The 16,990-nt window shown below is 74.8% G+C and carries 15 protein-coding genes; 9 read left to right on the plus strand and 6 right to left on the minus strand.

Translation table 11 applies throughout. The annotated features are described in order from the left end of the window. The 7 genes from DT057_RS28970 to DT057_RS29000 all read left to right on the plus strand — a co-directional run. Positions 1-860: enoyl-CoA hydratase-related protein (locus DT057_RS28970; RefSeq protein ID WP_244937405.1), on the plus strand; the 860-nt coding region annotated here is incomplete at its 5' end. Between the two features lies 1 nt (position 861). Next, positions 862-1,815 (plus strand): FAD binding domain-containing protein, encoded by a 954-nt coding sequence (locus DT057_RS28975; RefSeq protein ID WP_128565538.1) that lies wholly within the window; start codon positions 862-864, stop codon positions 1,813-1,815. After that, entirely contained in the window at positions 1,812-2,297 is a 486-nt protein-coding gene (locus DT057_RS28980) for a (2Fe-2S)-binding protein (protein WP_128565539.1), read from the plus strand. Before DT057_RS28975 ends, DT057_RS28980 begins: the two co-directional genes overlap by 4 nt. Continuing rightward, positions 2,294-3,055, plus strand: coding sequence for an N-acyl homoserine lactonase family protein (locus tag DT057_RS28985; RefSeq protein ID WP_128565540.1), 762 nt, complete (start codon positions 2,294-2,296; stop codon positions 3,053-3,055). The genes DT057_RS28980 and DT057_RS28985 overlap by 4 nt, the downstream gene beginning before the upstream one ends. Further along, positions 3,048-5,480: a xanthine dehydrogenase family protein molybdopterin-binding subunit gene (locus tag DT057_RS28990; RefSeq protein WP_128565541.1), complete on the plus strand. Its 2,433-nt coding sequence runs from the start codon at positions 3,048-3,050 to the stop codon at positions 5,478-5,480. Before DT057_RS28985 ends, DT057_RS28990 begins: the two co-directional genes overlap by 8 nt. Next, complete coding sequence (locus DT057_RS28995) at positions 5,465-6,217, plus strand: SDR family NAD(P)-dependent oxidoreductase (protein WP_128565542.1); 753 nt, start codon at positions 5,465-5,467, stop codon at positions 6,215-6,217. The genes DT057_RS28990 and DT057_RS28995 overlap by 16 nt, the downstream gene beginning before the upstream one ends. A 44-nt stretch (positions 6,218-6,261) precedes the next feature. Further along, positions 6,262-7,818: a class I adenylate-forming enzyme family protein gene (locus DT057_RS29000; RefSeq protein WP_128565543.1), complete on the plus strand. Its 1,557-nt coding sequence runs from the start codon at positions 6,262-6,264 to the stop codon at positions 7,816-7,818. 94 nt (positions 7,819-7,912) lie between these two features. Here DT057_RS29000 and DT057_RS29005 read toward each other — a convergent pair whose 3' ends face one another. Both DT057_RS29005 and DT057_RS29010 read right to left on the minus strand, forming a co-directional pair. Further along, positions 7,913-8,509, minus strand: a complete 597-nt coding sequence (locus tag DT057_RS29005; RefSeq protein WP_128565544.1) for a PadR family transcriptional regulator — start codon at positions 8,507-8,509, stop codon at positions 7,913-7,915. A gap of 94 nt (positions 8,510-8,603) precedes the next feature. Next, a complete protein-coding gene (locus DT057_RS29010) occupies positions 8,604-9,368 on the minus strand; it encodes an FkbM family methyltransferase (RefSeq protein ID WP_128565545.1) in 765 nt (254 codons plus the stop codon). Positions 9,369-9,691: 323 nt separating this feature from the next. Between DT057_RS29010 and DT057_RS29015 the strand changes: the two genes are divergently transcribed. Next, positions 9,692-10,135, plus strand: coding sequence for a DMT family transporter (locus tag DT057_RS29015; RefSeq protein ID WP_128565546.1), 444 nt, complete (start codon positions 9,692-9,694; stop codon positions 10,133-10,135). A 129-nt stretch (positions 10,136-10,264) separates the two neighbouring features. Here DT057_RS29015 and DT057_RS29020 read toward each other — a convergent pair whose 3' ends face one another. Next, positions 10,265-10,510 (minus strand): hypothetical protein, encoded by a 246-nt coding sequence (locus DT057_RS29020; protein ID WP_128565547.1) that lies wholly within the window; start codon positions 10,508-10,510, stop codon positions 10,265-10,267. A 279-nt stretch (positions 10,511-10,789) separates the two neighbouring features. On the opposite strand from DT057_RS29020, the gene DT057_RS29025 reads away from it, so the two are divergent. Further along, the gene (locus DT057_RS29025) at positions 10,790-12,676 is read left to right on the plus strand and encodes an ABC transporter ATP-binding protein (RefSeq protein ID WP_128565548.1); all 1,887 of its coding nucleotides are present in this window, start codon (positions 10,790-10,792) and stop codon (positions 12,674-12,676) included. A gap of 385 nt (positions 12,677-13,061) precedes the next feature. Here DT057_RS29025 and DT057_RS29030 read toward each other — a convergent pair whose 3' ends face one another. The 3 genes from DT057_RS29030 to DT057_RS29040 form a co-directional block, all read right to left on the minus strand. Beyond that, positions 13,062-13,916: a hypothetical protein gene (locus DT057_RS29030; RefSeq protein ID WP_128565549.1), complete on the minus strand. Its 855-nt coding sequence runs from the start codon at positions 13,914-13,916 to the stop codon at positions 13,062-13,064. A gap of 306 nt (positions 13,917-14,222) precedes the next feature. After that, entirely contained in the window at positions 14,223-15,671 is a 1,449-nt protein-coding gene (locus tag DT057_RS37325; protein WP_128565550.1) for a dihydroorotase, read from the minus strand. Further along, on the minus strand, positions 15,668-16,990 hold a 1,323-nt coding region (locus DT057_RS29040), incomplete at its 5' end, for an MmgE/PrpD family protein (RefSeq protein WP_128565551.1). The genes DT057_RS29040 and DT057_RS37325, both read right to left, overlap by 4 nt.

Genomic DNA, 16,990 nt, shown 5'->3' on the forward strand with positions numbered 1-16,990 from the left:
GCGCCGGCGGCGCTCCGGGCGTCGGTCCCGGGCGGGAGCGCCTCGCGGCCCCGCCGCCCCGCGCAACCCGCCGGCGGCGCCGCGCGATGAGCGAGATCGACGTCACCCTGGCCGACCGGGTCGCGACCGTGACGATCAACCGTCCCGGCCAGCGCAACGCCATGACGCTCGCGATGTGGCGCGGGATGGCGGCCCTGTTCGGCCGCCTCTCCGCCGATCCCGAGGTCCGCGCCATCATCCTGACCGGTGCGGGCGAGGATTTCTCGACCGGGGCCGACATCGCGGAGTTCGGCCTCGTCCGGGGCGACGCGGGCCAGGCCGAGGCCTACGAGGTCGCGGTCGACGCCTGCAGCGCGGCGATCGAGGCCGCCGCCAAGCCGACCCTCGCGGCGCTCCGCGGCTACTGCCTCGGCGGGGGCAACCACCTCGCGATGGCGTGCGACTTCCGCGTCGCCGACCCGAGCGCCCGCATCGGCATCCCGGCCGCCCGGCTGTCGATCGTCTACGGGGTGCGCTCGACCCAGCGCCTCCTCGCGCTCGTCGGCCTCCCGGCGGCCAAGCGCCTGCTGTTCACCGCCGAGCGGATCGATGCCGCGGAGGGCCTGCGCCTCGGCTTCCTCGACCGGGTCGGGCCGGACGCGCTGGCGGAGGCCCGCCGCCTCGCCGCCGCGATGGCCGACAACGCCCCCCTGTCGATCGCGGGCGCCAAGGCGATCCTGAACGGCCTCGCGATGGGGCCCGGCGCCCTCGACCCCGCCCTCGCCGAGGGCCTGATCGCGCAGGCCGCCGACAGCCACGACTACCGGGAGGGGCGCGCGGCCTTCGCGGACAAGCGCAAGCCCGCGTTCAGGGGGTGCTGAGGTGAAGCCCGCCGCCTTCGACTACGCCCGCCCGGGCAGCCTCGAGGAGGTCGTGTCGATCCTCGCGGGGGCCGGCGGCGACGCCAAGGTCCTGGCCGGCGGCCAGAGCCTGGTGCCGCTCCTGAACTTCCGCATGCTCCGGCCCGCCATCCTCGTCGACATCAACCGCGTCCCGGGCCTGTCCGCCCTCGAGGCGGACGGGACCGGCCTGCGCGTCGGCGCCCTGACGCGCCATCACACCCTCGAGACCTCCCGGCTCGTGCGCGCGCGCTTCCCCGTCCTGGCCACCGCCATGGCGCACGTCGCCCACCTGGCGATCCGCAACCGGGGCACCGCGGGCGGCAGCCTCTCCCACGCCGACCCCGCCGCGGAGCTGCCCATGCTGGCGCTGCTGCTCGACGCCGAGATCCACACCCGTTCGCCGGCCGGATCCGGCCGGCACGCCGCCGGCGGGTTCTTCCTCGGGCCCCTGGTCAGCGCCCTCGCGGAGGACGAGGTCGTGACCGAGATCGTCCTGCCGGGCCTGCCGCCGGGGACCGGCTGGGGCTTCGAGGAGTTCGCGCAGCGCTCGGGCGACTTCGCCATCGCGGCGGCGGCCGCCACGGTGACCCTCGAGGGGGGCCGGATCGCGCAGGCCCGCCTCGCCCTCACGGGCGTCGACGAGACCCCGATCCGCCTCGCCGCCGTCGAGGCGGACCTCGTCGGCGCGCGACCGGGCGAGGCCCTCGCCCGCGCCGCCGCCGAGCATGCCCGCACGGCCGTCAACCCGAATAGCGACCTCAAGGCCTCGGCGGAGTACCGCCGCCGCCTCGTGGCGGCGCTCGTGGCGCGCGTGCTCGCCTCGGCCTGGGCGCGCGCCGGGGGCGGGGCGCCCGCGCCGGACGGAGCCGCGGAGCGGGACGGGGCCGCGGAGCGGGACGGGGCCGCGGAGCCGGACCGGGAGGGATCGCCATGAGCGCCGCGCACGACGTCGACGTCACGGTGAACGGGCGCGCCTACCGGCGCCGCGTCGAGCCGCGCCTGCTCCTGCACGACTTCCTGCGCCACGAGCTCGGGCTCACCGGCACCCATGCCGGCTGCGAGCACGGCGTCTGCGGCGCCTGCACGATCACCCTCGACGGGGACAGCGTGCGGGCCTGCCTCACCTTCGCGGTCCAGGCCGACGGGGCCCGCATCGAGACGGTCGAGGGCCTCGGCACGCCGGAGGCGCTGTCCCCGCTCCAGGAGGCGTTCCGCGAGTTCCACGCCCTCCAGTGCGGCTTCTGCACGCCCGGGATGCTGATGACCTGCGTGGACCTGATCCGGAAGTACCCGCTCGCCAGCGACGCGGAGATCCGGGAGGGCCTGTCGGGCAACCTCTGCCGCTGCACCGGCTACGAGCACATCGTGCGGGCGGTGCGCGCCGCCGTCGCGCGCCAGCGGGAGACGACGCCATGAAGATGCACGCCCTCTCCGGCGGGCGGCTGCGGATGCGCCGCAGCATCTACGTGCCGGGCGCCGCGCGCGCCGAGACGATCGAGCTGCCGGTCTCCGCCTTCCTGATGCGCCACCCGCAGGGCAACGTGCTGTTCGATTCCGGCTGCCATCCGGCGGTGGCCGAGGACGCCGAGGCGCGCTGGGGCGGGATGGCGAAGGTCATGACGCCGGTCGCGCCGCCCTCCGACAACGTGATCCAGGGCCTCGGCCGCATCGGCCTCGCGCCCGGCGACGTCGACGTCGTCGTCTGCTCCCACCTGCATTCGGACCATTGCGGCTGCAACGGCTTCTTCGGGAAGGCGACGGTGATCTGCCACGCCGCGGAGCTCGCGGCGGCCCGCGCGCCGGACGCCGTGCAGATGGGCTACCTCGCCGTCGACTGGGAGCCGGCCACGCCCTTCCGGGAGATCGAGGGCCAGCACGACGTCTTCGGCGACGCCCGCATCGTGCTGGTGCCGGTCCCGGGCCACACGCCCGGGACGGTCGCGGCGCTGGTCAACCTCGACCGCGACGGCAGCTTCCTGCTCGCCTCGGACGCCGCCAGCCTGCGCGCCACCCTCGAGCGCGAGGTCGTGCCGCGGAACACCTGGGACACCGACCGGGCCCTCGCCTCCCTGGCGGAGATCAGGCGCATCGCGGCCGCCGGCGCGACCGTGCTGTTCGGCCACGACGACGAGCAGTGGCGGACCCTGCGCAAGGGGGAGGACGCCTATGAGTGACGCGCCCGCCGACCCGGACGCCCTCGCCCGCGGCGCGCGGCCGCGCAGCATCGGCGCGCGCATCCGGCGGGTCGAGGATCCCCGCCTCCTCACCGGCCACGGCAGCTTCACGGACGACCGCATCGTCCCGGACGCGCTCCACGTCGCATTCCGCCGCAGCGACCACGCCCACGCGCTGATCCGGTCGGTGGACGTCGCGGCCGCCGCGGCGCTGCCGGGCGTCGTCGCGGTGCTCACGGCCGCGGATCTCGCGGACCTGGCGCCGGTGCGCGCGACCTCGCGCATGCGGGACTACCACGCCACCGCGCAGGCCCCGCTCGCGACCGGCAAGGTGCGCTACGTCGGCGAGCCGGTCGTGGCCGTCCTGGCGGAGAGCCGCTACCTCGCCGAGGACGCCCTCGAGCTGGTCGAGATCGCCTTCGAGGGGCTCGGGCCGGTCAGCGATCCGGAGGCGGCGGCGCGCGAGGGCGCGACGCTCCTGCACGAGGAGGCGGGCACCAACGTGCTCGCCCGGCGCGAGTTCGCCCGCGGCGACGTGGAGGCGGCGATGGCCCAGGCCCCGGTCCGCGTCGGCGGCCGCTTCCGCATGCACCGCAAGACGCCGGCCGCGATGGAGAACCGCAGCTACCTCGCCGAGTACGATCGCGGCCGGCGGCTCCTCACCCTGACCTCGTCGACCCAGATCCCGGGCATCGTCCGCGACCTCCTGGTCGAGCTCCTCGACCTGCCGGGCCACGGCGTGCGGGTGGTCGCGCCCGACGTCGGCGGCGGCTTCGGCGGCAAGGCCTCGCTCTACCAGGAGGAGGTGCTGGTGGCGGTCCTCGCCCGGCGCCTCGGCCGCCCGGTGCGCTGGACGAGCGACCGGCTCGAGGACCTGATCAGCACGAGCCAGGGCTTCGACGAGCGCGTCGAGGCGGAGCTCGGCCTCGACGCGGACGGGCGGATCCTCGCCCTCAGGGCCGACGTGGTGGGCGATGTCGGCGCCTACTCGATCTATCCCTGGACCGCCGCGCTCGAGCCGGTCCAGGTCGTGAGCTTCCTGCCCGGCCCCTACAGGGTGCCGGCCTATCGCGGGCGGGTGCGGGCGGTGTGCACCTCCAAGGCGCCGACGGGCCCCTACCGGGGCGTCGGCCGCCCGGTCTCGACCTTCGTGATGGAGCGCCTGATCGACATGGCGGCCGGCCGCCTCGGCCTCGACCCGGCCGAGATCCGCCGCCGCAACCTCGTCCGGCCCGACGAGTTCCCCTACCGGACGGCGAGCGGCATCGTGTGGGACCGCTCGGCCTTCACCGAGAGCCTCGCGGCGGTCCTCGAGGCCGCGGATTACGCGGGCCTGCGCGCCGCGCAGGCGCGGGCCCGGGCGGAGGGCCGCCTCGTCGGGATCGGGCTCGCCACCTACGCCGAGCTCACCGGCATCGGCTCGCGCATCTCGGCGGCGCCCGGCATGCCGATCAACACCGGGACCGAGCAGACGACCATCCGGCTCGACTCGACCGGCGCGGTGACCGCCGCCTTCGGGGTCGCCTCGCACGGGCAGGGTCTCGAGACCACGCTGGCGCAGGTGATCGCCGACGAGCTCGGCTGCCGCATCGAGGACGTCCAGATCCTCCAGGGCGACAGCGCCGCGGTGGCGCACGGCACCGGCACCTACGCGAGCCGCAGCGCGGTCCTGGGCGGCGGGGCGGCCACCCTGGCGTCCCGCGACCTGAAGGCGAAGCTCCTGCGCGCGGCCTCCCACCTGCTGGAGGCCGGGACCGACGACCTCGAGGCCCGCGACGGCGCGATCCGGGTGGCCGGCACCGACCGCGCCGTGACGTTCCGGCAGGTCGCCAGGGCCGTCTATTCCGAGATGGGCCGGCTGCCCAAGGACGCCCGCGAGGAGCTCGAGAGCACCCGGGTCTACGACCCGTTCTTCGGCACCGCGACCTCCGCCACCCACCTGTGCCTGCTCGAGATCGATCCCGCGACCTGCCGGGTGCGCCTCGACCGCCTCGTGGTGGCGGAGGATTGCGGCCGGATCATCAACCCGATGATCGTCGACGGGCAGGTCCACGGGGCCGTCGCGCAGGGCATCGGCGCGGCGCTCTACGAGGAGGTGGTCTACGACGCGGGCGGGCAGCTCCTGTCGGCGAGCCTCGCGGACTACGTCGTCCCGGCGGCGAGCGAGGTGCCGCCCATCGACATCGTCCACCTCGAGGCCGAGCTGCCCGCCACGGTGGGCGGCTTCCGGGGCATGGGCGAGGGCGGGACGATCGGGGCCCCGGCCGCGATCGCGAACGCCCTCGCGGACGCCCTCTCCCCCTTCGGCATCGCGGTCACCGAGCTTCCCGTCACCCCCGAGCGGCTGTTCCGCCTGATGGCCGCCGCCCGCACCCCGGCCGCCTCGAACCCCCCCAAGGAGCCTTCGTCATGGATCTCAAGCTGAAGGGCCGCGTCGCCCTCGTGACCGGCGGCGCCAACGGCGTCGGCCGCGAGATCGCCCTGGCGCTCGCCGCGGAGGGCGCCGCGGTCGCGGTGAACTACCGCTCCTCGGCGGACGACGCCCGCGCGGTCGCCGGGGCGATCGAGGCCGCGGGCGGGCGCGCCCTGACCTACGGCGCCGACGTCGCCGACCACGAGGCCGTGAAGGCAATGGTCGCGGCCGTCGTCGGGGATCTCGGCTCCCTCGACATCCTGGTCAACAACGCGGGCCTCGCCCTGCGCAACCGCTTCGTCGACACCGGGCCCGACGAGTGGCGGCGCCAGATCGACACCTGCCTGTACGGCGCCATCCACACCGCGCACGCCGCGGCGGCCCACCTCGAGCGGAGCGGGCACGGGCGCATCGTCAGCCTGATCGGCGACTCGTCCCGGGTCGGCGAATCCGGGCTCTCGATCGTGGCCGCGGCGCGCGCCGGCGTCGTCGGCCTGATGAAGTCCCTCGCCCGCGAGATGGGCCGCTCCGGCGTGACCGCGAACGCGCTCTCCCTCGGCCTCGTCGAGACCGCGCACGACAAGGCCTGGGTCGAGGCCAACCGCGAGAAGCTCGTGAAGTTCTATCCCACCCGGCGCCTCGGCCAGCCGACCGACATCGCCCCCACGGTGGCGCTCCTCGCCTCCGACCACGGCGCCTGGATCACCGGCCAGGTCATCAGCATCAGCGGCGGCTTCAGCATGGTCTGAGGGCGCGGGGCCGGCCCGGCGGCGGGCGGTTGTGGGAGGGGACGATGCTGCGGACGGACCTGATTGCCTCGGTGCCCGCGCTGCTGCGGCGGCACGCGCAGACGCGCGGCGACCGGATCGCCTACTCGGACGCGGGCTCCTCCATCACCTACGGCCGGCTCTGCGCGACGACCGGGAACCTCGCCGGGCACCTCCAGGACCTCGGCGTCGGCCCGGGCGACCGGGTCGGGCTGCTGCTGCCGAACGGCGTCGCCTGGATCCAGGCCTGCTTGGCCACCCTGCGGGCGGGCGCGATCAGCGTGCCGATCAGCGACGACGCGACCGAGCCGGAGGTGGCCTACCGCCTCGCCGACGCCGGCTGCGGAATCGTGGTCACGACGGACGGGCGCGCCGGGCTCGTGCGGCGCGCGGCCGGCGGGCGGGCGCTGCGCCTGATCCTCGTCGACCGGGGCGAGGCGCGCCAGGACGGCCTCCGGCTCTCCGACCTGGCCGGGACCGCCCCGCCCCGCGCCCCCCGCGATCCCGACGCCATCACCGACCCGTCCTTCATCATCTACACCTCGGGCACCACCGGGCGGGCCAAGGGCGTGCTCCTGTCCCAGCACGGCATGCTCTGGGTGGCGGCGGCGTGCTGGGCGCCGATCGCCGGGCTGTCGGGCGACGACGTGGTCCTGTCGCCCCTGCCGCTGTTCCACTCCTACGCGCTCAACCTGTCGGTGCTCGGCGTCCTGGCGGTCGGGGCGAGCGAGCACCTGTGCGAGCGGTTCTCCACGCAGGAGACCCTGCGCCTCCTGGCGCAGGAACGCTTCACGCTCCTGCCGGGCGTGCCCACGATGTTCCACTACCTCGCCCGCGCCGCGCCGCCGGCGGTCGCGGGCTTCCCGGGCCTGCGGGTCTGCATCTCCGCCGGCGCCATCATGCCGGCGACGCTCAACCGCGCGTTCGAGGCGCGCTTCGGCGTGCCGCTCCTCGACGGCTACGGCATCACCGAGACGTCCACGATGGTGACGATGAACTGGCCGACCGGGGGGCGGGTTCCCGGCTCCTGCGGCCTGCCGGTCCCCGGGCTCGCCGTCAGGATCGTCGATCCCGTGGAGAGCCGCGACCTGCCGGCCGGCCAGGAGGGCGAGCTGATCGTGCGCGGCCCCAACCTGATGGCCGGCTACCACGGCAAGCCGGCCGAGACGGCCGCGGTCCTGCGCGACGGCTGGTACCACACCGGCGACCTCGCCCGCAGCGATCCCAACGGCTTCCTGACCATCACGGGCCGCCTCAAGGAGCTCATCATCCGGGGCGGCCAGAACATCGCCCCGGCGGAGATCGAGGAGGCCGCCGGCCTGTTCGAGGGCGTCGGCGACTGCGCCGTCGTGGGCGTGCCGCACGCCGACCTGGGCGAGGTCCCGGTCCTGTTCGTGGCGATCAAGGAGGGGAGCGCCCTCGATCCGCGCGCGCTCCTCGCTCACTGCCGGACCCGCCTCTCGGCCTACAAGGTCCCGGACGCCGTCCACGTCGTCGACGAGATCCCGCGGACCGGCTCGGGCAAGATCATGCGCTTCCGCCTCCGCGAGCACCTGGGCCGCCTCGCGGCCGGCAGCGCCTGAGGGCGCCCGCGCGCGTCGCGCCGAACCGGCGGCCATGTCGGCGGCGGAGCGCTCCCGGAATAGGCCCGGGCCCGCCGCGGCGGGCGCCCGCCCGTCAGCCGCGCTCCACGACCTGCGCGGCCGCGTCGAGGGCGGCCGCGATGCTCCCGGCCGCCGCCGGGTCGATGGGGCCCTGCCGGAGGCGCAGGCGCAGGGCGAGCTTCAGGTTCTCCATGCCGCGCACGACCGGGGCCGGCACGCCCTCGCGGCGGCCGCCGCCGTCCGGGCCGAGCCGCGCCGACAGGGCGTCGATCGCCGCGCGGTTCGCGCCGAGGAACGCCTCGCCCTCCGGCGTCACGCGGTAGCGCTTGCGCCCCGCGCCCTCGGCCTCCACCAGGGCGTAGCCCATGTCCTCCAGCCAGGAGAGCGTCGGGTACATCACGCCGGGGCTCGGGCTGTAGCTCCCGCCCATGCGCTCCTCGATCGCCCGGATGAGCTCGTAGCCGTGGCGCGGCTCCTCGGCCAGCATGGCGAGCACGAGCAGGCGCAATTCGCCGTAGTCGAACGGCCGGCCGCCGTGGCGACCGCCGTGGTGGCGACCGCCGTGGTGGTGGGGCCCGTGGTGGCGATGATGCCCCCCGTGAGGGCGGGCGTCCCGCTGCGCGGGGTCGGCGAAGGGACGGTCCGGACCGTCGTCGTGGTGCTGTCTCATGAGGGCGATATAGATCTCGATATATCGTGCGTCAAGATATATCGCGACTGTTCCGCCCGCGCGCCGTCGCGGCGCCGGGGTCACGGCGTCAGGGTCACGGCGTCAGGACCGCGTACACGTCCCCGGAATTCGCCGCGTGCGGGAGCGCCATGAGGGCGGCCTCGACGTCCCGGCGGTCGACGAGGCGGCCGAAGTGCAGGCTGTGGCTCTCGCCGAGGGCGAAGTCGAAGCGGTAGGCGCCGAGGGAGGCCAGGCGGGCGAGGCAGCGCCGCGCCGTGTCGCGCGACAGGGTCGTGAACTCGAACGACAGGGCGGGGAGCGGGGTGCTCAGGCCGGCCAGCACCCTGTCCTCGTAGCCCTCGACGTCGATCTTCACGAAGGCCGGGCGGCCGTAGCGCCGGACGAGCCCGTCCAGGGTCGTCGCCGGGCAGGTGACGGCCGCGCTCCAGACCTGATCCTCCCACCCCGGGGCCCGCCGGGCGGCCGCGACGAACGCCGCGGAGGCGGTGGAGACCGTGGGGTTGTCCGGATTGAGGTAGAGCGTGACCTCGCCCTCGGCCTCGCCGACGGCCGCCTGGACGAGCGTCACGGCGGGATCGCGGCCGTGGATGAGCCGGATCGCGCGCGCCGGGCCCGCCTGCGGCTCGAGGGCGACGACCCGGGCGCCGAGGCGCCGGAAGGCGCCGACCCGGTCGCCCACGTGGGCGCCGATGTCGAAGGCGAGGTCGCCCGGCCCGAGGAAGCGCCGGTAGAGCGCGTCCATCGCGGCGCGCGGGGCCTGCGGGCCGTGGTAGATGCGCAGCGAGCGCCCGACCGCGGCCGCGGTGCCCCTCGGTCTCAATCGCGCGGGCGCAGGCATGGTCTCCTCCGGGCCCGACCCGCATAGCCCGGAAGGCCCCGCGACGCGATCCCGCCCGGACGGCGGCGGGCGGGGCGAACCCGCGGCGGGGCGCGGGCGCGCCGGAACGCTCCTAGCGGGCGGTCGTTGGACCGTCGCGAAGTGTGGTGCTTCGTGGAACTCCCTCCAGGACGGAGCGCCCGGCGAGGTCCTAACCCTGCGCCGGGCGCTTTTCCGTTCCCGGCCCGCCGCGACGGCGCCGGCCGCGCTCCGGCGCATGCCGGACGGCAACCGATCCCCCGCCGCGCCGTCACCCCAATCCCGTCCCCGGCCTCGGATCGCCCATGTGGTACCTCTACGGTCTGACCCTGCTCGCCGGCATCGCCAACGCGGTGCAGCCCGGGCCCAACGCGACCCTCGCCAAGTCGCTCGGCCAGCCGTTCGCGGCGGGCTTGGTCATCGTGTCGGTCAGCGCCTCCACCCTCCTGGTCACCGGGCTGCTCTCCGGGCGCCTCGCGCTCCCGAGTGCCGCCGAGGCCGCGCAGGTGCCCTGGTGGGCGTGGTTCGGCGGCGCGCTCGGGGCCCTGCTGGTCCTCTCCCAGCTCTTCGTGGCCCGGCAGATCGGCGCGGCCCCGTTCCTCGGGCTGCTCGTCACGGCCGGGGTGGTCACCTCGCTGGTCCTCGACCATTTCGGGCTGGCCGGCTTCCCCCGGCAGCCCGCCAGCCTGGGACGCGTGGCCGGTGGGATCCTCATGGTGATCGGGGTCAGCTTCGTGGCGTTCTCCTAGGGCCGCGCCCGTTCCGGCCGCGACCTCCTGTCCGCGTCGCAACGCCCTGCGGCGGGGCCGGCCTCGGTGCCCCTGGTCGCGGCTCCGGACGTGCCCGCCGCGCGTCGGGGATCCAGCCGACGCCCGGCTTCAGGTGCGCGACGGCGTTCCGCGGCGGTTCATGAGGTACCAGACGACCGCGGCGATCAGCGCGACCACGATCACGGCCCAGAGCCAGTTGAACTCGCCGTCGGTCGCCCCGGTGGCGGCGGTGGTGGCCGCGTCGGGGGCGGCGGGGGCCGTCGGCGTCGTCGCGGGCGTCGTCGTGGCCTGCGCGACGGCTTCTCCCGCCAGGACGAGCAGCATGAGAAGCGCTGCGTGCACCGCTCTCAACATGGCACATCTCCCTTTGCCGAAGTGAACGCCCGGATCCGGCCGGGCGTTCCGGCGCCTCGTCTTGCGGCTGAGCTGCCGGAATGGTGGCGCTGCAGCGTCCGCCGGCACGGCCCCGGGCCGAAGGCCGCCGGGTGCCGGCCGGTCCGGTTGCGCCCCCTGCCCGGTTCCTGGCAGGCCGCGCCCGGGAAGCTGCGCTTGGCGCGCCGCGGGGGCGCGGTGGGCGCGACGCCGCGGCGCGCCGGGGCGGGCACGCCGCGGCGATCCGGCTATATCGTCACGATGGATCACACCCCGCCCCCGGGCGAGACCGCCCCGACGCGATCCGGCCGCTTCCGCCGCAGCCTGGCGGCACGGATCGGTCCGCTGCGCCACGTCCCCGCCCTGTTCGGCCTCGCCTGGTCGGTGAGTCCCTGGCTCGCGGCCGCGAGCATCGGGCTTCGCCTGGCGCGGGCCGCGCTGCCCGCCCTCATGCTCTACGTCGCCAAGCTCGTCATCGACGCCGTCGTGGCGGGCCGGGCCGCGCTCCCCCCGGGGGCCGGGCCGGCGGAGTGGCTCGCCGACGACAGGCTCTCCCACCTCGTGCTCCTGGTCGGGATCGAGCTCGGCCTGGCGGTCGCCTCCGACCTGCTCGGCCGGGCGACAAGCCTCGTCGACGCGGTCCTGGCCGAGATGGTCGGGAACGCCACCACGCTGCGCCTGATGGCCCACGCCGCGACCCTCGACCTCGAGCAGTTCGAGGACAGCGACGTGCAGGACCGGTTGGAGCGCGCCCGCCGGCAGGCCGCCTGGCGCTCGAACCTGCTCGGGCAGTGGCTCGGCCAGGGGCAGGACCTCGCGACCGCGCTCTCCCTCGCGGTCGCGGTCGGCACGGTCCTGCCCTGGCTCGTGGTCCTGCTGGCGCTCGCGCTGGTGCCGGCCTTCCTGAGCGAGCTCGTCTTCACCCGCAGGGGCTACCGCCTCGCCTACAGGCGCAGCCCCGACCGGCGGGAGGCCGACTACCTGCGCTACCTCGGCGCCGGCGCCGAGAGCGCCCGGGAGGTGAAGCTCTTCGGGCTCGCCGGCTACCTGTCGGACCGCTTCCGGGAGGTCGCCGACCGGATGCTCCGGGAGAACGCGCAGCTCGCCCGCGAGCGCGCCGCCGCCGGGGGCGCCTTCGCGACGCTCGGCACCATCGGCTACTACGTCGCCTACCTGGCGATCGCCTGGCGCACCCTCGACGGCACCCTGTCGGTCGGCGACCTCACCTTCCTGGCGGGGGCGTTCCTGCGCCTGCGCGGGCTGATCGAGGGTCTGCTGCTCGGCGCCTCGCAGCTCTGGGGGCAGGCGCAGTACCTCGACGACCTGTTCTCGTTCTTCACGATCCGGCCGCGCATCCGCTCGCCCGAGCGCCCGCTCCCGGTCCCGGCGCGCCTGCGCGAGGGCTTCGTGTTCGAGGACGTGGGCTACCGCTATCCCGGCCAGTCGCGCTGGGCGGTCCGGCACCTGTCGCTGGCGATCGGGGCCGGCGAGGTGGTGGCGCTCGTCGGCGAGAACGGCGCCGGCAAGACCACGATCGTGAAGCTCCTGGCGCGCCTCTACGCGCCGACGGAAGGGCGCATCCTCCTCGACGGCCGCGACCTCGCGGAGTTCGACCTCGACGGCCTGCGGTCGCGGATCGGGGTGATCTTCCAGGATTTCGTCCGCTACGACATGACGGCCGGGGACAACGTCGCGGTCGGCCGCATCGCGGCCCGCGCGGATGCCGGGCGCATCGCCGACGCGGCGGCCCGCGCCCTCGCGGACGCGGTCGTGGCGCGCCTGCCGGACGGCTACGCCCAGCGGCTCGGCCGCCGCTTCGAGGACGGCGTCGACCTCTCGGGCGGCGAGTGGCAGAAGGTCGCCCTCGCCCGCGCCTACATGCGGGACGCCGCGATCCTCGTCCTCGACGAGCCCACGGCGGCCCTCGACGCGCGGGCCGAGGCCGACGTGTTCCGGCGCTTCGCCGACCTCGCGGCCGGCCGGACCGCGATCCTGATCTCCCACCGCTTCTCGACCGTCCGCCGCGCCGACCGCATCGTCGTGCTGGCCGACGGGCGGGTGCTGGAGGAAGGCTCCCACGACCGGCTCGTCGCGGCGGGCGGGCGCTACGCCGAGCTGTTCGAGCTGCAGGCGGCCGGGTACCGGTAGGCGCGCTTTTCGCGATGGGCGGGGCCCGCCCGCTCCCGGCAGGGGCGGCCCGGGAGCGGCGGCGCGGGGCTCCCGGCGCGGGGCCCTGGCGGATCAGGTCTGACGCCTGGTGCTCGGGCGCGAGATCCGCCGCGGGTGGAGAGCGGGAATGAGCTCACGGCCCGCAAGCGGACGTTCGGCCAGGCGCCCATCCCGGGCGTCCAACTGGACCGGCGGCCTGCTCCGAAGCGGACACTCACTTGAACCTGTCAACCAACTGGCTCGTTGAAAGGCGCTTCGCCGCTCCTATGGCGGATTCTTGTCTTATGGCGAATTCTTGGCCGCGGCGATTTGGGAGAAGGCCGGTTGATGATGGATGACAAGTCCGTCGAGACATGACCGACATCTAAGCGGCAAGCGGCTGGCCAGCTCTGATGTTTTTGATAATGTATGGCTCGCGGGCAGTATCCTTGCCGCCATTGCGCGTATTGACGAACCAGTCCTCAACTAGGGAGGCCTGTTTCTCTGCGGCGTAATCCTTCCATTTAAGTCCGGGTGTATAGAAATAGGCTCTGTTGGTCGACTGATTCTGCACGCAGCAGCTACACTGATTTGCTAATGAATTGAATACATAAGCCCAAGCAAAGGTGTGATGATGTCCTTGCCAGACGTGCGTAAGCTCGTGAATAAGTCTCTGACCAGGTGTCTTTTTGGAACCCCTGAACCAATTTATACCATCGCGGTAGGCAGCGGGTCCGGCGAAAATAATATACTTGTCACTTACCCTGGCGAACACCCCCGCAACGAACAGGACCGGACCCAAACCCGGTATCTTCGAAGAGAATGTCATGAGCATGAAGCCCGGCACCGTGAACGGCCTGCCTCCGGCGCCGCTCAGAGAGCATATCCACACCTTGTGAAGCGGGATCGACGATCCGAACACCTTTTGCGCCAGCCTGACCTCCGAGCCGCGGAGAGGTCGGAAAGCCACCAAACCCCAAGCGCCCTGGATAACACCGAACGCTCCCTTGCCTACGTCTTCGGCTAAACCGACAGCTGCCTTTGCGGCGCCTTCGAGAAGATGCACCCCGCCCTCGGCGTCCTTCCCGATCGCGTGAACGACGTGCCCAGCCGTGTGCTCGATGGTCTGCACCGCGTGCCCAGCCGTGTGCTCGACACTGTGCACGGCGTTCCCGGCCGTGTGCTCGATAGTGTGCACGACGTGCCCGGCCGCATGAACAATCTTGCCAAAGAGGGACATGGTGCGACTCGCTTCTGATCTAGCATCGCTACCGAATACTATGTCGACCACAATTACGTCGGTAACTTTCGGCACATGGCAATGAAAATAATGAATTCACTCCGAAAGTGCTGTTAGGGGGCAGATCAGCGCGAAACCACCCATCTAGGAGGCTCGCGCGTCTGCCGGGCGGCTGTTCCTCATGGCGCCGTTGGGGCAGAGGTGGTCAAGTTTCCGCACTAGGCTTCCCGGGAGCGGACCCTCTTGAGGCCCGAGAAGGGGCGAAGCGGCCCCTCACGGCGGGTACCGGGCGTCAGCTCTGGACCGCTACGGCGCCCGGACGCCGGCGGCCGCGGCGCGCGGGCGTTCCGGCAGGCGGCGCGCCACGTAGCGGCCGTGGCCGACCGCGTCGTCCTGGAGCGCGCCGTCCCGCAGGACGAAGCGCCCGCGCACGGCGGCGTGCACGACGCGGCCCCGGAGCCGCCAGCCCTCGTACAGGGAGTAGCCGGCGCTCGACACGACGCTGTCGCCCGCGACCGTCCAGACCGCGTCGAGGTCCACGAACGCCAGGTCGGCGTCGAGACCCGGGGCGATCGCGCCCTTGGCGTGGCCGAGCCCCATCAGCCGGGCCGGGGTGGTCGAGACGAGGTCGACCACCCGCTCGAGGGAGAGGCCGCGGGCGTGGTGGCCCTCGCTCAGGAGCACCGGCAGGAGCGTCTCGAGCCCCGGGCAGCCCGGCGAGGCCGCCCAGATGCCGCCCGCCTTGGCGTCGATCCCCCGGTGGACGTGGTCCGTCGCCACCGTGTCGATCGCCCCCGACAGGAGGCCCGCCCACAGGGCCTCGCGGTCCGCCGCCTCGCGCAGGGGCGGGTTGATCTTGCCGACGTCGCCCCCCGGCCAGCCGACGTCGTGCGTCAGGTAGTGCGGGCAGGTCTCGAGGTGGAGCGTCGCGCCGGCCTGCCGCAGGCGCAGGCCGGCCGCCAGGGCCTCGGCCGACGACGTGTGGACCACGTAGAGCGGCACCCCGGCGGTGGCCGCGACGTAGCCCGCCCGCTGCACCGCGTCCGCCTCCACGAAGGGGGGCCGGCTGGCGTTCCAGGTCGCGAGCCCGCCCGTCCCGTCCGGGTCGGCGGCCCTGGCGCGCTCGCGCGTGACCCAGGCGAGCTCGATCGTCTCGGGGTGCGGGCAGACCATGCCGCCCGCCCGCGCCGCCGCCTCGCACAGGCGCAGCAGGAAGCCGTCGTCGATGTCGGGCAGGCCGAGGCGCGCGCCCTCGCCGCCCCGGTTGTTCATGAAGATCTTGAAGGTCGGGGCGCCGAGCTCCCGGGCGCAGCGCTCCACCTCGGCGAGCTGCGCCTCGGTCGAGATGATCGGGTGGTAGCCGAAGTCGATGCGCGCCCCGGCCTGCGTCACCGCGATCACCTCCGGCAGCACGCCCGCGAAGGGGTCGCTCGCCATCAGGTAGGGGATGAAGCAGGTGATCCCGCCCATCGCGGCGGCGGCGCTCTCGCGGTCGGCGTCCGCCGGCTCCCGCGGCCGGGCGATGTCGCGGCCGTGGCCGAGGTGGAGGTGGACGTCGATGGCGCCCGGCAGCACCACGAGGCCGCGCGCGTCGAGCGCGGCCCGCGCCCGCGCGGGCGCCCCGGGAGCCAGGATCGCGGCGATCCGGCCGTCCCGCACGGCGATGTCGCAGGCGGTGCGGCCCCGCCCCGGCAGGACGGCCTCGCCGCCGCGGATCAGCAGATCGTGGTCGAGGCTGTCGTGGTCGAGGGTCATGCGGAACTCCGGGCAGGTCGCGGCGCGGCGCCGGGCTGGGCCGCGCTCTCGGCATCGTGCCGCGCCGCGCTACCGGCGTCGGTCTGCATCGCGCCCGCCCCGAACAGGGCTCCTGCGAGCGCGTCGAGGCTCGGCGCCGCCGCGAGCGCGCCGAGGGCGGCCTCCACCGCCCGGACGGCGTCGGGCGCGAGGGCGCGGGCGGCGTTGCGGCGGAACTTGGCGGCGACCGCCTCGGCCCCGGCGGGCCGGCCGGCATTGCCGTAGACGTCGTCGACGCGCACGGCGTGCGCGGCGCCGTCCCGGGTGCGGGCCAGGATCTCGGCCTCGAACGCGACGGGGAAGCGCGCCGCGGGCAGCGGCTCCCAGGCGATGCGCCGGGCGAGCGCCCGCACCGGCGCGCGCGCGGGCGCCTCGAAGGTGGCGAGGTCGACGCGCCCCTCCACCAGCCGCGCCGCCACCACGATCGGCAGGCTCCAGCGGGCGGCGTGACCGGTCGCGGGCGCCTGCTTGGCGGCCCAGGGCTCGCAGATGATCGGGGCGGCGCCGGCCGGGACCCGGCAGGTCAGGGCCTCGATCGCGTCCGGCGCGAGGCCGCGCCCGGCGAGCTCCCCGGCCGCCTCCACGAAGGGGTGCAGGTAGTGGCAGCAGGGATGGAACTTGAACGCCGCGTCCGGCAGGTGCCAGACCGTGCCGAGGTCGTCGAGCGCCTCCGCGAAGGCGCCGGCCGCGCGGGCGTCGCCCGCGAAGGCCGCGAACAGGCCGCAGCGGCCCTCGAAGGCGGTCTCCGGCCCGGTGAGCCCGGCCCGCGCCAGCGCGGCCGCGGTCAGCCCCGCATGCGCCGCCCAGCCGGGATGGAGCGACTTCACCGAGGCGCCGTTCGTCAGGAACTCGAACCCGCCCGAGGCGCCGCTGAGGGCGATCCCGACCGCCGCCACGGCCTCGTCCTCGCCGAGCGAGCCGAGCGTGCCGGCGACCAGGGCCGCCGCCAGGGCGCCCCCGACGGAGGTGACCTGGAAGCCCCGGGCCTGGAACGCCCCGGGGGCCGCGAGGCCGATCCGGATCAGGACCTCCCAGCCGACCGCGTAGGCGGCGAGCAGCGCCGCGCCCGAGGCGCCGGCGGCCTGACCGGCCGCGAGGGCGGCCGGCGCCAGCACCGCGGAGCCGTGGACGATCGAGCCCGTGTGGGTGTCGTCGTACTCGAGGCTGTGGATCAGGCCGCCGTTGACGAGGGCCGCGTCCGCGGGCGCGGCGCCGGCCGGGGCGCCCAGGATGCCGGCCGGGCCGCCGCGCCCGGACGCGGCGGCGAAGCGCCGGTAGGG

This window comes from Methylobacterium crusticola, from assembly GCF_003574465.1.
GTDB classification, from domain to species: domain Bacteria; phylum Pseudomonadota; class Alphaproteobacteria; order Rhizobiales; family Beijerinckiaceae; genus Methylobacterium; species Methylobacterium crusticola.

Coding starts and splice junctions, on each gene's coding strand:
- DT057_RS29030 (WP_128565549.1), bottom strand. CDS start 13,916: ATGTCCCTCTTTGGCAAGATTGTTCATGCGGCCGGGCACGTCGTGCAC.
- DT057_RS29015 (WP_128565546.1), top strand. CDS start 9,692: ATGTGGTACCTCTACGGTCTGACCCTGCTCGCCGGCATCGCCAACGCG.
- DT057_RS28990 (WP_128565541.1), top strand. CDS start 3,048: ATGAGTGACGCGCCCGCCGACCCGGACGCCCTCGCCCGCGGCGCGCGG.
- DT057_RS28985 (WP_128565540.1), top strand. CDS start 2,294: ATGAAGATGCACGCCCTCTCCGGCGGGCGGCTGCGGATGCGCCGCAGC.
- DT057_RS28980 (WP_128565539.1), top strand. CDS start 1,812: ATGAGCGCCGCGCACGACGTCGACGTCACGGTGAACGGGCGCGCCTAC.
- DT057_RS29010 (WP_128565545.1), bottom strand. CDS start 9,368: ATGCCTGCGCCCGCGCGATTGAGACCGAGGGGCACCGCGGCCGCGGTC.
- DT057_RS28995 (WP_128565542.1), top strand. CDS start 5,465: ATGGATCTCAAGCTGAAGGGCCGCGTCGCCCTCGTGACCGGCGGCGCC.
- DT057_RS29025 (WP_128565548.1), top strand. CDS start 10,790: ATGGATCACACCCCGCCCCCGGGCGAGACCGCCCCGACGCGATCCGGC.
- DT057_RS37325 (WP_128565550.1), bottom strand. CDS start 15,671: ATGACCCTCGACCACGACAGCCTCGACCACGATCTGCTGATCCGCGGC.
- DT057_RS29000 (WP_128565543.1), top strand. CDS start 6,262: ATGCTGCGGACGGACCTGATTGCCTCGGTGCCCGCGCTGCTGCGGCGG.
- DT057_RS29020 (WP_128565547.1), bottom strand. CDS start 10,510: ATGTTGAGAGCGGTGCACGCAGCGCTTCTCATGCTGCTCGTCCTGGCG.
- DT057_RS29005 (WP_128565544.1), bottom strand. CDS start 8,509: ATGAGACAGCACCACGACGACGGTCCGGACCGTCCCTTCGCCGACCCC.